The 13,294-nt window shown below is 71.9% G+C and carries 15 protein-coding genes; 6 read left to right on the top strand and 9 right to left on the bottom strand.

From position 1 onward, the window contains the following. Positions 1 to 135: 135 nt before the first annotated feature. From AC0680_RS07870 to AC0680_RS07860, 3 genes are all read left to right on the top strand, one after another. Positions 136 to 1,254 (top strand): amidinotransferase, encoded by a 1,119-nt coding sequence (locus AC0680_RS07870; protein ID WP_478625866.1) that lies wholly within the window; start codon positions 136 to 138, stop codon positions 1,252 to 1,254. Positions 1,255 to 1,394: 140 nt separating this feature from the next. Next, complete coding sequence (locus tag AC0680_RS07865) at positions 1,395 to 1,619, top strand: hypothetical protein (protein ID WP_478625865.1); 225 nt, start codon at positions 1,395 to 1,397, stop codon at positions 1,617 to 1,619. 43 nt (positions 1,620 to 1,662) lie between these two features. Then, on the top strand, positions 1,663 to 2,223 hold the full coding sequence (locus AC0680_RS07860) for a hypothetical protein (protein WP_478625863.1): 561 nt from the start codon (positions 1,663 to 1,665) through the stop codon (positions 2,221 to 2,223). Between the two features lie 65 nt (positions 2,224 to 2,288). On the opposite strand, the gene AC0680_RS07855 is transcribed toward AC0680_RS07860, so the two are convergent. Further along, positions 2,289 to 3,068 carry an SDR family NAD(P)-dependent oxidoreductase gene (locus AC0680_RS07855; RefSeq protein ID WP_478625862.1) on the bottom strand — a complete coding sequence of 260 codons (780 nt, stop codon included), beginning with the start codon at positions 3,066 to 3,068 and terminating at the stop codon, positions 2,289 to 2,291. 315 nt (positions 3,069 to 3,383) lie between these two features. Here AC0680_RS07855 and AC0680_RS07850 point away from each other — a divergent pair, with 315 nt between their 5' ends. Together AC0680_RS07850 and AC0680_RS07845 are read left to right on the top strand one after the other, a co-directional pair. Next, a complete protein-coding gene (locus AC0680_RS07850; protein ID WP_478625861.1) occupies positions 3,384 to 5,603 on the top strand; it encodes an NADP-dependent isocitrate dehydrogenase in 2,220 nt (739 codons plus the stop codon). Positions 5,604 to 5,743: 140 nt separating this feature from the next. Then, positions 5,744 to 6,286, top strand: coding sequence for an HAD domain-containing protein (locus AC0680_RS07845; RefSeq protein ID WP_478625860.1), 543 nt, complete (start codon positions 5,744 to 5,746; stop codon positions 6,284 to 6,286). Positions 6,287 to 6,301: 15 nt separating this feature from the next. On the opposite strand, the gene AC0680_RS07840 is transcribed toward AC0680_RS07845, so the two are convergent. The 5 genes from AC0680_RS07840 to AC0680_RS07820 all read right to left on the bottom strand — a co-directional run bounded on the left by AC0680_RS07840 (position 6,302) and on the right by AC0680_RS07820 (position 9,869). Next, the gene (locus AC0680_RS07840; RefSeq protein ID WP_478625859.1) at positions 6,302 to 7,000 is read right to left on the bottom strand and encodes an HAD family hydrolase; all 699 of its coding nucleotides are present in this window, start codon (positions 6,998 to 7,000) and stop codon (positions 6,302 to 6,304) included. 5 nt (positions 7,001 to 7,005) lie between these two features. Further along, positions 7,006 to 7,671 (bottom strand): phosphatase PAP2 family protein, encoded by a 666-nt coding sequence (locus AC0680_RS07835; RefSeq protein WP_478625858.1) that lies wholly within the window; start codon positions 7,669 to 7,671, stop codon positions 7,006 to 7,008. Between the two features lie 9 nt (positions 7,672 to 7,680). After that, positions 7,681 to 8,616, bottom strand: a complete 936-nt coding sequence (locus tag AC0680_RS07830) for a M56 family metallopeptidase (RefSeq protein ID WP_478625857.1) — start codon at positions 8,614 to 8,616, stop codon at positions 7,681 to 7,683. 137 nt (positions 8,617 to 8,753) lie between these two features. After that, complete coding sequence (locus tag AC0680_RS07825; RefSeq protein ID WP_478625856.1) at positions 8,754 to 9,338, bottom strand: DUF5134 domain-containing protein; 585 nt, start codon at positions 9,336 to 9,338, stop codon at positions 8,754 to 8,756. A gap of 144 nt (positions 9,339 to 9,482) precedes the next feature. Beyond that, positions 9,483 to 9,869: a VOC family protein gene (locus AC0680_RS07820; RefSeq protein WP_478625854.1), complete on the bottom strand. Its 387-nt coding sequence runs from the start codon at positions 9,867 to 9,869 to the stop codon at positions 9,483 to 9,485. A 151-nt stretch (positions 9,870 to 10,020) separates the two neighbouring features. Here AC0680_RS07820 and AC0680_RS07815 point away from each other — a divergent pair, with 151 nt between their 5' ends. Further along, positions 10,021 to 10,554 carry a GNAT family N-acetyltransferase gene (locus tag AC0680_RS07815; RefSeq protein ID WP_478625853.1) on the top strand — a complete coding sequence of 178 codons (534 nt, stop codon included), beginning with the start codon at positions 10,021 to 10,023 and terminating at the stop codon, positions 10,552 to 10,554. A 28-nt stretch (positions 10,555 to 10,582) separates the two neighbouring features. Here AC0680_RS07815 and AC0680_RS07810 read toward each other — a convergent pair whose 3' ends face one another. From AC0680_RS07810 to AC0680_RS07800, 3 genes are read right to left on the bottom strand one after another with little or no spacing between them, the layout of a single operon-like run. After that, the gene (locus AC0680_RS07810; RefSeq protein WP_478625852.1) at positions 10,583 to 11,422 is read right to left on the bottom strand and encodes an amino acid ABC transporter ATP-binding protein; all 840 of its coding nucleotides are present in this window, start codon (positions 11,420 to 11,422) and stop codon (positions 10,583 to 10,585) included. After that, positions 11,419 to 12,324: an amino acid ABC transporter permease gene (locus AC0680_RS07805; protein ID WP_478625851.1), complete on the bottom strand. Its 906-nt coding sequence runs from the start codon at positions 12,322 to 12,324 to the stop codon at positions 11,419 to 11,421. Before AC0680_RS07805 ends, AC0680_RS07810 begins: the two co-directional genes overlap by 4 nt. Then, positions 12,321 to 13,202, bottom strand: a complete 882-nt coding sequence (locus tag AC0680_RS07800) for an ABC transporter substrate-binding protein (protein ID WP_478625849.1) — start codon at positions 13,200 to 13,202, stop codon at positions 12,321 to 12,323. Before AC0680_RS07800 ends, AC0680_RS07805 begins: the two co-directional genes overlap by 4 nt. Positions 13,203 to 13,294 lie beyond the last annotated feature (92 nt).

The following is a 13,294-nucleotide window of genomic DNA, read 5'->3' as shown; positions in this document are numbered from 1 at the left end:
CTGATCGAGGCACCGGGTTCCGGCCAACCTGGTGGGGGAAGTTGCCCGTTCAGTTGTTCGACACGTTCAATCGACCTTGATCGCGGGAGCACGGATCTCGGTCGCCGTGCGCCGCCTGAACGAGGAGCAGCTTGCGTGAACGCCGATACCCCCCACATCGACCCGGGTGACTCCTACACCTCGTCCGGCCGGACGGAGAGCCCCGTGCGTTCCTACACGGAGTGGGACCCGCTGGAGGAAGTGATCGTCGGCATCGTCGACGAGGCGAGTTTCCCGACCTGGCACATGGCCCTGCCGCCCGTGCTTCCCGGCAACCAGCACGCGACCTTCCGCCGTAACGCGGGGCGGCCGTTCCCGCCCGAGCAAGTCGCCGCCGCCCGCGCCGAGCTGGAGGAGCTGGTGCGCATCCTGGAGGGGGAGGGGGTGACGGTCCGACGGCCGGAAATCATTCCTCAGCGGACGCCGTACACCACCCTCGACTGGACCAGCACCGGGATGTACGCGGCGATGCCCCGGGACGCGATTCTCGTGGTCGGCGACGACATCATCGAATGCCCCATGGCCTGGCGGTCGCGCTATTACGAGAACCTCGCCTACCGGCCGCTGCTGAAGGAGTACTTCCACGGCGGCGCGAAATGGACCGCGGCGCCGAAGCCGGAGCTGACGGACGACCAGTTCGACCAGGACTGGACCGACCCCGGTGAGGACGGCTCGCAGCGGCTGGTGGTGACCGAATTCGAGCCGACCTTCGACGCGGCCGACTTCACCCGCTGCGGTCGGGACATCATCGCCCAGAAGAGCAATGTCACCAATGACTTCGGCATCGAGTGGCTGCGCCGGCACCTCGGCGACGAATACCGTATCCATGTCTTCGAGTTCAACGACTCGCACCCGATGCACATCGACGCCACGCTCGTGCCGATGGCGCCGGGCAAGCTGCTCATTCACCCCGAGCGGGTGCCCGAGGTGCCGCGGCTCTTCAAGGGCTGGGATGTGATGGCCGCACCCGCTCCGGTCATTCCCGACACGCACCCGCTGTACATGACCAGCAAGTGGATCAACATGAACATCCTGATGCTGGACGAGGAGCGGGTGATCGTCGAAGCGCAGGACGAACCGATGATCGCGGCGATGAAGAAGTTCGGCTTCCGGCCGATCCCCTGCAATTTCCGCAATTTCAACACCTTCGGCGGCTCGTTCCACTGCGCCACGGTCGACGTCCGGCGCCGGGGAACCCTGCAGTCGTACTTCTGAGGCGGCGGACGGGGCCGGGGCGCCGGCCGGAGCGTCGGCGCGGACAAGGAACTCGCAGACCGCAGGCGTCACGTGATGTGCTGAAGTCCCCCGGTGCCTTCGTACCGGGGGACTTCAGCACAAGAAGACAAGGAATCACCGTGTCCTCCACAGCAAGCGGGCCGAAGAAGCCGGAGATGCCGAACCTGCCCACCTGGGTCACCGTCCCCGTCGGCTTCGTCGTCTCCTTCGTCCTCGGCGAGCGCTACGGCTTCCCGTGGTACCTGCGCCTCGCGGTCATGGTCGCCGTCAGCCTCGTCCTCGAAGCGGTCAACCAGGCGGTACGGCGGGTGGCACGCAGCGGTACGGATGCGGGCAGGGCGTGAACCGCGGAACCGCGATCGGGCACACGGCATCGAGGAACAGCAGTTGACCCCGTACTCCCTGGCGTTCTACATGGACGTCGTCACCACCGGCACCGTGCTCGGCGTGCGTCCCACGGACTCTCCCGACCGGGTCGCCGAGGTCCTGGGGCCGGACTTCGGTGAGAACAGGTTCGGCGACACCGGCCTGTGCCGTGACTACGGCCTGGCCGAGTTCCACTGGGACCGCGCCGGCGCCGAATCCCCCTGGTCGGGCCACCATTTCACCCTGCATGTGCACAGGCTCGGACACCGCGGCCACACCAGGGCGCTGGTCGGCGACACGCTCCGCGCCCGGTACGGGCGGTTCACTCCCCGGCTTCGGTTCCCGAAACTGCAGCGCCTACTGGAGCGGCGCGGCATCCCCCTGCTGGAGATCCCGGAATACCCGGCGAACGCGCCGTACTACCGGAAGTTCTGGCAGCCGGATTCCCGCGTGGCGGTCTCCGTCATCGGCACCTACGGCAAGTACAGCACCCCGGACGATCTGCGGGTCGGCGATGTGTACAGCCTCCAGGCACCGGTGTCCGCCGACGAAGTGGCGTGGCGCAGGGGGAGGGCGGGGTAGCGCCGGGCCGGTGGGTGGGGTGCGGGGGCATGCCGCGGTCGCGTACGGCGAGTGAGGTGCGCCCCTCACGTCACGGAGAAGCCGCCGTCCACGAACACCGTCTGCCCCGTCACATACGCCGCGCCCGGACCGGCCAGGAACACCGCGGCGCCCACGAAGTCGTCCGGTTCGCCGTTGCGCCCGGCCATCGTCCGGCTCGCCATCGCCGCGGGGCGGTCGGGGTCGGTGAACAGCTCCTCGGTCAGCGGGGTGCGGACGAAGCCGGGCGCGATCGCGTTGACGCTGACGCCGTGCCGCGACCAGGCCTCCGCCTGGGAGCGGGTCAGGGCGGAGATTCCGGCCTTGGACACCCCGTAGGCCCCGCTGTTGCCGAACGCGCGGATCGACTGCTGCGAGGCGAGATGGATGATCCGCCCCCAGCCGCGGTCCGCCATGCCGGGCCCGAAGCGCTGCCCGAGCAGGAACGGCGCATCGAGGTTGACGGCCATGGTGCGATCCCATTCGGAGGCGGTCAGCTCGCCCAGCGGGGGACGGGGGTTGACACCGGCGGCATTGACCAGGATGTCCGGTTCGCCGTGCTGCCGCGCCATCTCCTCCGCGCCCTCGCGGACGGCCTCCCGGTCGCGCAGATCGGCGGCTATCCAGTCCGCCGCGCAGCCCGCCGCACGCAGCCGAGCGGTGGCGGCGCGCAGCGGCTCCTCGCGCCGGGCCAGCACCACCACCTCGGCCCCGGCGCGCCCGAACGCCTCCGCGATGGCCAGGCCGATGCCCGAACTTCCGCCGGTGACCAGGGCGGTGCGGCCGGCGAGTGAGAAGAGCGCGTCGAGGTAGGCGGTGGTCGTCATGGTCTGCGGTGCCTCCTGCTGAGGTGCGGCCGTACGGAAGTGATCCGGCGGTTCGTGTACCGGTACCGGGACGATCTTGCCGGAGGCGTACGGCGCCGCGTCATCCGCCCTCCCGTGGCCCGCTCCCCGGTCGCCCGCGGTGCGGTCCGGAGCGGGCACTCCGTGCGAGGGGCGCTCCGGCGACCGGTTTGCGACGGTTCGAGGGGATCGGAACTACCTCCTCCGGTTTCGCCCGGGCGGGGTCCTGTCGAGTGGGAGGCGATCACGAGATATCTTGATGTCGAGCAATGTTGCAGACGTGGAGCGGAGCACCCGGTGACTGACTCGACCATCATCTACACCCACACTGACGAGGCCCCGGCCCTGGCGACGTATTCGTTCTTGCCTGTGATCCAGGCGTACGCGTCGACGGCGGGCGTCAATGTGGAGACCCGTGACATCTCTCTGGCCGGGCGCATCATCGCGAGCTTCCCCGAGCGTCTGGAGGAGGGGCAGCGCATCGAGGACGCCCTCGCCGAGCTCGGTCAGCTGGCCAAGACGCCCGAGGCCAACATCATCAAGCTGCCCAACATCTCGGCCTCGATCCCGCAGCTCAAGGCCGCGATCGCCGAGCTGCAGGAGCAGGGCTACGCGCTGCCGGCCTACCCGGACGACCCCAAGACCGACGAGGAGCGCGACATCCGCGCCCGCTACGACAAGGTCAAGGGCAGCGCCGTCAACCCGGTCCTGCGTGAGGGCAACTCCGACCGCCGGGCGCCGGCGTCGGTGAAGAACTACGCCAAGGCCCACCCGCACCGCATGGGCGAGTGGACCGCCGGCTCCAAGACCAATGTCGCGCACATGACCAACGACGACTTCCGCTCCACCGAGAAGTCCGCCGTGATCGCCGAGGCCGGTTCGCTGCGCATCGAGCTGTCGGGCGACGACGGCTCGACCACGGTCCTGCGCGAGTCGGTCCCCGTCCTCGCCGGTGAGGTCGTCGACGCCTCCGTGATGCGGGTCGCCGCGCTGCGCGAGTTCCTCGCCGCGCAGGTCGCCCGCGCCAAGGCCGAGGGCGTGCTGTTCTCCGTCCACCTCAAGGCCACGATGATGAAGGTCTCCGACCCGATCATCTTCGGCCACGTGGTCCGGGCGTTCTTCCCGAAGACCTTCGCCAAGTACGGCGAGGCGCTCGCCGTGGCCGGCCTGACCCCGAACGACGGCCTCGGGGGCATCTTCAAGGGCCTGGAGCTGCTGCCGGAGGGTGCCGAGATCAAGGCGTCCTTCGACGCCGAGCTGGCCGACGGCCCCGAGCTGGCGATGGTCGACTCCGACCGCGGCATCACCAACCTCCACGTACCGAGCGACGTCATCGTCGACGCCTCCATGCCGGCCATGATCCGCACCTCCGGTCACATGTGGGGCCCGGACGGCCAGGAGGCCGACACCCTCGCGGTGCTGCCCGACAGCAGCTACGCCGGCATCTACCAGGTCGTCGTCGACGACTGCCGCGCACACGGCGCCTACGACCCGTCGACCATGGGCTCGGTGCCCAACGTCGGCCTGATGGCGCAGAAGGCCGAGGAGTACGGCAGCCACGACAAGACCTTCGAGATCCCCACCACGGGCACCGTCCGGGTCGTCGACGCGGCCGGCAACACCGTGCTGGAGCAGGTCGTCGGCGCCGGCGACATCTTCCGGATGTGCCAGACCAAGGACCTGCCGATCCGCGACTGGGTCAAGCTGGCCGTCACCCGCGCCCGGGCGACCGGCAACCCGGCCGTGTTCTGGCTCGACGAGGACCGCGCGCACGACGCGCAGCTGATCCAGAAGGTCAAGGCCTACCTCGCCGACCACGACACCGACGGTCTGCAGATCGAGATCATGGCTCCGGTCCACGCGATCAAGTTCTCCCTCGACCGCATCCGCCGCGGCGAGGACACGATCTCGGTCACCGGCAACGTGCTGCGCGACTACCTGACCGACCTGTTCCCGATCCTGGAGCTCGGCACCAGCGCCAAGATGCTCTCGGTCGTCCCGCTGATGAACGGCGGCGGCCTGTTCGAGACCGGTGCCGGCGGCTCCGCGCCCAAGCACGTCCAGCAGCTCGTCAAGGAGAACTACCTCCGCTGGGACAGCCTGGGCGAGTTCCTCGCGCTCGCGGTCAGCTTCGAGCACCTCGCCCAGAAGACGGGCAACGCGCGCGCCCAGGTGCTCGCCGACACCCTCGACCGGGCGACCGGCGGCTTCCTCAACGAGAACAAGTCGCCGAGCCGCCGGCTGGGTGGCATCGACAACCGCGGCAGCCACTTCTACCTGGCCCTGTACTGGGCCCAGGAGCTGGCCAAGCAGACCGACGACGCCCAGCTCGCGCAGGCGTTCGCCGGCCTCGCCAAGACCCTCGGCGAGCAGGAGCAGACCATCGTCGACGAGCTGATCGCGGTGCAGGGCTCGCCGGCCGACATCGGCGGCTACTACCAGCCCGACCCGGCGAAGGCCGCCGCCGTCATGCGTCCGTCGGCGACCTTCAACCAGGCGATCGCGGCCCTTTCCTGACGCGAGCGCCGCACACGGTCCACCCCGCCCCGGCCGGCACCGCGCCCGGCCGGGGCGGCCCCGTTTGAACGGGTGTGCCGGATCGCCGAACCGCCCCCTGGAAGCGATTGCTCCGGCCCCGTACGCGGCATCATCACGCCGTGGACTCCACCCAGCCGCTCCTCTTCCTCGACGTCGACGGCCCCCTCAACCCCTGGCTGGCCAAGCCGCATCGCCGCCCCAAGGGCTACACCACGCTGCGGATGCGCCCCACGGGCTGGGAGCCGCCGCGCCCGGCCCTGCGGGTATGGCTCAACCCCGACCACGGCCCGCTCCTGATGGGCCTGGGCTTCCGGCTCATCTGGGCGACGACCTGGAAGACGGAGGCCAACACCTGGATCGCCCCCGTACTCGGCCTGCCCGAGCTGCCCGCGCTGGACTGGCCGCGGATGCACCATCAGGAACCGGACGGCGTCCACTGGAAGACCCGTCACCTCGTCGCCGCCGCCGGGGGCCGCCCCTTCGCCTGGGTGGACGACGAGATCAGCGCCCGCGACCACGCCTGGATCGCCCGCCACCACAAGGGGCACGCCCTCCCGCACCGCGTCGACCCCACCAAGGGACTCCTCCCGGACGACTTCGCGACGCTCCGGGCCTGGGCGGCCGGAAAGTCCGGCGCCGGGAGCGGGACGGCGGGGAGGTAGCGCCCGCCGCCGGCCTCAGCCCACGAGGTCCAGTACGGGCCGCAGCCCGTCCGGGCGGCGGTCCACCGGCAGCGGGTCCACCGGCAGGAACCCGCATCCGATCGCCGTCGCGCCGCCGTCCGCCCGGCGGTCGTCGCCCACCATCAGCACGGCGGACGGGGCGAGCCCCAACTGACGGCAGGCCAGGGCGAAGAGCCGCGGGTCGGGCTTCTGGATGCCCTGCTCGAAGGAGAGCACACAGTCGTCCACGTACTGCTCCAGGCCATGGGCGCGCAGCACGGGTCGCAGATCCCAGCCGATGTTGCTCAGTACGCCGACGCGGACGCCGCGCCGGTGCAGCTCGGCCAGCACCTCGGCGGCGTCCGGGTACGGCCGCCAGGCGTCCGCCGTCTTATGGCGCTCGTAGAGCGCCTCGTACAACTCCGGGCGGGGGAGCGGTACTCGGCGCGCCAGGCCGGTGTACACCGCGCGGTGGTTCTGGGCGTCGCGGTCGCGGAGCTCCCACAGCCCGGCCAGCTCGGCGGGCAGTTCGGCGGGCGGGGAGCCGCCGGGCAGCGCGCCCGCCCGCTCCAGCTCGGCCGCCCGGCGGGCGAGCTCGGCGTCGTCCAAGGCCGTACCGGACGCGGTCAGCGCGGCGCGCAGCCAGGACTCGGCGGGCTCGATCCGCAGCAGGGTTCCGGAGAAGTCGAAGAGCACACCCTTGATCGTGGTCATGGGTCTCATCCTGGCCCGTGCGCGGCCCCGGGCCCAGACCGCGCCCCGGGCGCGCGGGCGGTGTACGCCGCGGCTGCCCCGGCCACCAGGGCGCCGCCCAGCAGCCAGCCGCCGAGGACGTCCGACGGCCAGTGCACGCCCAGGTACACCCGGGTGACGCCGACACCGACGACGGACACGGCGACCACCGTCCGGGCGGTCCACCGCCAGACCGGCCGCACGCCGTGCTCACGCAGCAGCCACAGCAGCAAGGCCCCCGCGACCAGCGCGGACAGCGCATGCCCCGAGGGGAACGCCGCGTAGTGCGCCGTGTCCACCGGATCCGGCCAGACCGGGCGCGGCCTGCCGATCAGCGCCTTCAGGGCCTGTTGGAGGGCCGCACCGGCGAGCGCGGTGACCGCCACCCAGGCCCCGAGCAGCCGCGCACCGCGCCGTACGAGCAGGCAGACCGCCACCGCGAGCCCCGCCCGCATCGTCCAGGGGTCCCACACCCAGTCGCTGAGCAACCGGTTCAGGCGGGTCCAGCCGGGCGAGGCCACGGCCGTGGGGTGCAGCGCGCCGGTGACGGCGGCGTCCAGGGACATCAGCGGCCCCCAGCGCAGCACCACCAGAGTGAGCAGCACCGTGAACAGGACGGTGCAGACCAGGGCGGGGCGGGTCCCACGGGGCATACCCGGACCCTACGTCAGCGCACTGAGCCCCGGGACGAACGTCACCAGCAGCGGCACGGCGGGCACCAGCGCCGCGACCGCCGTCATCCGCAGCCGGCGGCCGGGGGTGAAGCGGGGCGCGGGGGCGAGCAGCCGGTCCACCCGCTGCGGCACCTGGGCGAGCTGAGTCGGGCAGGGGCCGAACACCCCGCGGTCCTCGTTGAGTTCGACCAGCGCCAGGGCTATCGTCAGCCGGCCGAAGCGGCGCGAGGCCGAGTCGTCGGCGGCCAGTTCGACCAGCCGGTGCACCTGGTCGCGGAACGCGGCGAAGACCGGGATCTGCGGGAAGCCGGCCGCGAGCGCCGAGGCGCAGTACAGCAGCAGATCGTGCCGGGCCCGCGCATGGCCCTGCTCGTGGGCGATCAGCGCATCGAGCTGACGCCCCTTCAGCCGCCGCAACGCCGAGGTGGTGATGACCAGTTGGGGCGACGAGTGGGCCAGCCACCAGGCCTCCGGGCGGTCGCCCTCCAGGACGACCAGCCGCTCCCCGAAGGGCTTCTCGCCGGGCAGCAGGGGGGCGCGCCGCAGGAGGTCGGCCCGGCGCTGCCGGCGGCGGTGTCGTACCGCCCGCACCTCGCGGGTCAGCGCGACGGCTGTCCACGCGCCGCCGCCCGCCAGGAGCAGCGCCAGCACGCCGGCCCACGGCCCGTACCCCTTGAGCGCGTATGCCTCGACGACCACCCGGGGCGCGAACCCGAACACCGGGCTGCGCACGGACTCCCAGGCCGCGGCCGCGCTCAGCGACATCGCCAGCACACAGCACAGCAGCACGGCGGCCACCACGCACTGCCACACCCACAACGCGAGCACCGGCTCGCGGTCGGGCCAGTCGGAACGGGCCATCAGCCGAGGCGCCATCGCCGCGGCCAGCGCGCCGAGAACCATCAGCGCGATCGGGACCATCATGCCGTCACCTTATGAGCGCGCGGATACTCGTTGGTACGGTCACGCATCGGAAGTGACGTATGCCACGCCTGCCACAGGTGTGCCTTCCGGGGGCGCGCATCACCCCGGACGGCGACCCCGCGGGGGTCCGGCGCGGCTCACAGCGCCAGCAGCATCGCCAGCATGGCGATGCCCATCGTCAGCCGGCAGGCCCGCAGCACCCCGGCCGGCCCGGCGGCCGTCGCCACCACCGGCCCGTCCGCCACCGGCCCCCCGGCCACCGCACCGGAAGCCGGCACCAGCCGGAGCCCCGCGGCCAGGACGTACACCGTGTAGTAGGCGAGCAGCAGCCCGGTCAGCAAGGGCACCCCGCCGGGCGCCGCGTGGGTCATCGTCATGGCGCCCATCGGCCCGCCGTGGTGCATCCCTCCGGCGGGCACCGCCATCGCCAGCGCCATGTACACCATCGCCCACGCCCCCACCGCGTGATGCAGATGCCGATGCGTCAGCGCCCACAGGCCCGCGGCCCCGAACGCCGCGGTGAACAGCCAGGGCGACCACGCCGGCGGCGGCACCGCGGATGCCGGCAGCCCCATCACCGCCATCCCCAGCGCCATCAGCCCCTCACCGCGCGCGGCCACCCGCTGTGCGGCCGGTCCGCGGTGCGCCCGGACCAGGCAGTACGCGCCGGTGCCGGCGCACAGCAGCACCAGCAGCCAGCCGACCAACGGTGGTTGGTGCACGAAGCGCCTCCCCAGGGCCCCTGGTACCCGTACGCGTCGGCTGCTAGATGCCCGGCAGGTGCCCGGCACACGGGAGCGCACGGGCGCACAAGAGGGGAGCGCGGGCCGTGCGCCGGGACCGCGAAGGGGAGAAGCGGCGGCCCTTCAGGGCCGGTAGCGCAGCGGATGGTCCACCGGGACCTCCGTCAGCACGATGCGGTGGCCGTCCGGGTCGGCGATCCACATCTCGACGAGCCCCCAGGGCTCGCGCACGGGGGGCCGCAGCACCTCCACCCCGTGTGCCAGCAACTCCTTGTGCGCCGCCGCCGCGTCCGCCACCTGGAGCCACAGCTGAAGGGTCTGGGTGCCGGGCGCGGCGGCGCGGCCGGAGACCTCCAGGAAGCCGCCGCCGAGGAAGTACACCGTGCCGCGCTCGGGGCCGGTGCCGAACTCCCGGTAGATCTCCAGCCCCAGTGCCTCGCCGTAGAACGCCCGGGACCGCTCGGGGTCGGACGGCCGCAACAACACCCTGCTGCTCAGTACGTGCACCATGCCAGGACCCTACGCCGCCGGCCGGCGGGGCCCGCCGAACGACCCGGCGAACGGCACTGACATGACGCACACGGCTCTTGTTAGCCTCGTTTCCGTCGTTTCCGCCCTGTCGCCGGCCGCATCTCCCGGGCCTGAGAGGACTCCGCAGACCATGCCCACCAGCGAGCTGACCTTTCGCACCGCCCTCGAAGCCGACATCCCCGGGCTCGTCGAGCTGATCGAGTCGGCATACCGAGGGGACGCGAGCCGGGTCGGCTGGACGACGGAGGCGGATCTGCTGGAGGGCCAGCGCACCGATCCCGAGGGCGTCGCCGCCGTGGTCCGCAACGAGACCGGCCGGCTGCTGATCGCCGAGCGGGACGGCGAGCTGATCGCCTGCTGCCAGCTCGAACACCGCGGGGACCACGCGTACTTCGGAATGTTCGCGGTGCGCCCGGAGCTCCAGGGCGGCGGCCTCGGCAAGATCATCATCGCGGAGGCCGAGCGGACCGCCCGGGAGACCTGGGGCTCCCGCGAGATGCAGATGACGGTCATCCGGCAGCGCGAGGACCTGATCGCCTGGTACGAGCGCCGCGGCTACCAGCGCACCGGGAAGCTCAGCCCGTTCCCGTACGGCGACGAGCGGTTCGGCATCCCGCGACGCGCCGACCTGGAGTTCGAGCTGCTGGTCAAGCCGCTGGCCTGAGCGCTGCGCGGAGCTCTGGGTGCGGGCCCTACAGCCGCCCCGCCTGGACGATGCGCTGCAGGAACCGCCGGGTGCGGTCCTGGACCGGATCGCCGAAGACCTGCTCGGGGGTGCCGCGCTCCAGCACCACCCCGCCGTCCAGGAAGCACACCTGGTCGGCGACCTCCCGGGCGAAGCCCATCTCGTGGGTGGCGAGGACCATGGTCATGCCCTCCTCCTTGAGGTCGCGGACCACCCCGAGCACCTCGCCGACCAGCTCGGGGTCGAGTGCCGCGGTGATCTCGTCGAGCAGCAGCAGCCGGGGCCGCCCGGCCAGTGCGCGCACGATCGCGACCCGCTGCTGCTGGCCGCCGCTGAGCCGGTCGGGGTAGTCGCCGGCCCGCCCGCCGAGCCCCAGCCGCTCCAGCAGCTCGTGGGCGCGGGCCTCCGCCTCGGCGCGCGGTACGCCGTGCACCCGGCGCGGCGCCAGCGTGATGTTGTCCAGCACCGTCATGTGCGGGAAGAGGTTGTAGGCCTGGAAGACCACGCCGATCCGGCGGCGCACCGCGTCGGCGTCGGCCCGCGGGTCGGTGATCTCCTCGCCGTCCAGGAAGATCGCGCCGTCGTCGATCTCCTCCAGCAGGTTCGCGCAGCGCAGCAGCGTGGACTTGCCCGAACCGGACGCGCCGATCAGCGCGGTCACGGTGTGCGGGGGGACCTCCAGGTCGACGTCCCGCAGCACGACCGTGCCCCGCCCGTACGTCTTGCGCACGGACTCCAGCCGCAGCACCGGGCCGCCGTCCGGGGCGCCCTTGGTGAGGTCCGCGGCGGTCCCGGTCCGCCCGGCCTTCCCGGCGCCCGGTGCCGGCGTGTCCTCCGTCGTGCTCATACCAGGCCTCCCTGGGCGCGCCTGCGGTCCATCCGTGCCGTGACCCAGTCCGTGAAGCGTGTCATCGGGATCGTCAGCGCGACGAAGACCAGCCCGGCCACCACGTACGGCGTGAAGTTGAAGTCCTTGCCGGCGATGATCTGCGCCGCGTACACCGCGTCCACCGCGCCGGCGATGGAGACCAGACCGGTGTCCTTCTGCAGCGACACCAGATCGTTCAGCAGCGGCGGCACCACCCGGCGCACCGCCTGCGGCAGGACGACGAACCGCAGCGCCTGGCCGCCGGAGAGCCCCAGCGACCGGGCCGCCGCGCGCTGCGAGGGGTGCACCGACTCGATGCCGGCCCGGAACACCTCGGCCACGTACGCCGAGTACGTCAGCACCAGCGCGGAGCCGCCGAGCACCACCGGATCGGTGGTCACGCCCTGCAGCCGCAGCGCCGGGACGCCGAAGACCACCATCAGCAGACAGATGATCAGCGGCAGTCCGCGGAAGAAGTCGGTGTAGGCGGTGGCCAGCGCGCGCAGCGGGAAGAACACCGGGCCGCGCAGCGTCCTGGCCACCGCCAGCAGCAGCCCGAGCACCAGCACCGCCGCCCCGCACACCACCAGCAGCCGCAGATTCAGCAGCAGCCCCTCCAGCACCTCCGGCAGCGCCTTGCGGGCGTACTCGGCGCTGAAGAAGGTCTCGCGGGTGCGCGGCCAGCCGGGGGAGTTGGTGATCACGAGGAAGAGCACGACGGCGGTGACCAGTGTGCTCAGCGCGGCGACGGCGGTGGCCCGCCGGGCCCTGGCCCGCTTGACCCGCTCCCGCTCGATCCGCCGCGGCGAGGGCACATACCCGTCGCCGCCCGGCTCCAGGACCTCGCCGCTCTTCTTCAACACCCCCTCCGCGCCGCTCACTTGAGCACCGGAGCGTCGACGGCCTCGCTCAGCCACTTCTTCTCCAGCGCGGCGAGCGTGCCGTCCTTGCGCAGCGCGTCGACCGCCGCCGTCACACATCCGGTGATCCGGCTCTCCTTGTCCAGGACCAGCCCGAACTGCTCCTTCGCGGCACCGGAGACCGGGAACTGGCCGACCACCTCGGCGTCCGTCACCTCCGCCGAGGTGATGTAGAAGGCCGTCGGCAGATCGGTGACGATCGCGTCCACCTGCCCGTTCCTCAGGGCGGACTTGGCGAGGTCGTTCTTCTGGAAGACCGCGGCGGGGCGGGTCGGGCGGATGGTGTCGTTGACGACGTCCAGGCTGGTGGTGCCGACCTGCGCGCCGAGCTTGACGTCCTTGAGGTCGGCGACGCTCTTGGCCCGCGCGGCCTTGGAGCCCTTGAGCGCGACGACCGCCTGGCGCACGTCGTAGTAGCCGGAGGAGAAGGCGACGGCGCGCTTGCGCTCGGCGCTGATGGAGATCTGGTTGATGTCGAAGTCGAACTTCTTCGCACCGGGCGCGAAGGCGTTGTTGAACGGCACGGTCCGCCAGTCCACGGCCCCCTTGCCGTAGCCCAGCCGCTGGGCGACGGCGTAGGCGACCGCCGACTCGAAACCCTTGCCGCCGGCCGGGTCGTCGTCGACGAACCAGGGGGCGTACGCGGGCTTGTCGGTGCCGATGGTGAGCCTGCCGGCCGCCACGGTGGCCAGCTTGCCGCGGTCACAGCTCTGTTTGCCCTGCCCGGTGGCCCGCGGGCCACCGGGGGACTCGTCCTGCGGGGCACAGCCGACGGCCGCGGCGAGCAGCACGGCGGTGGCACAAGCGGCAAGGCGAAGAGGGCGGTTGACGAGACGCATGCCCGGAGAGTGGCAGCGCACGACGTCGTCTGTCGAGATCATTGGGGAAAACGTCCGCATGCTGGAAGCCCGTTGCGCGCCTGTGAACTGCG

This window comes from Streptomyces sp. NPDC043738 (assembly GCF_056436545.1).
The sequence above is the reverse complement of the archived record's forward strand: the minus strand, read 5'-3'. Positions and strand labels throughout refer to the sequence as shown.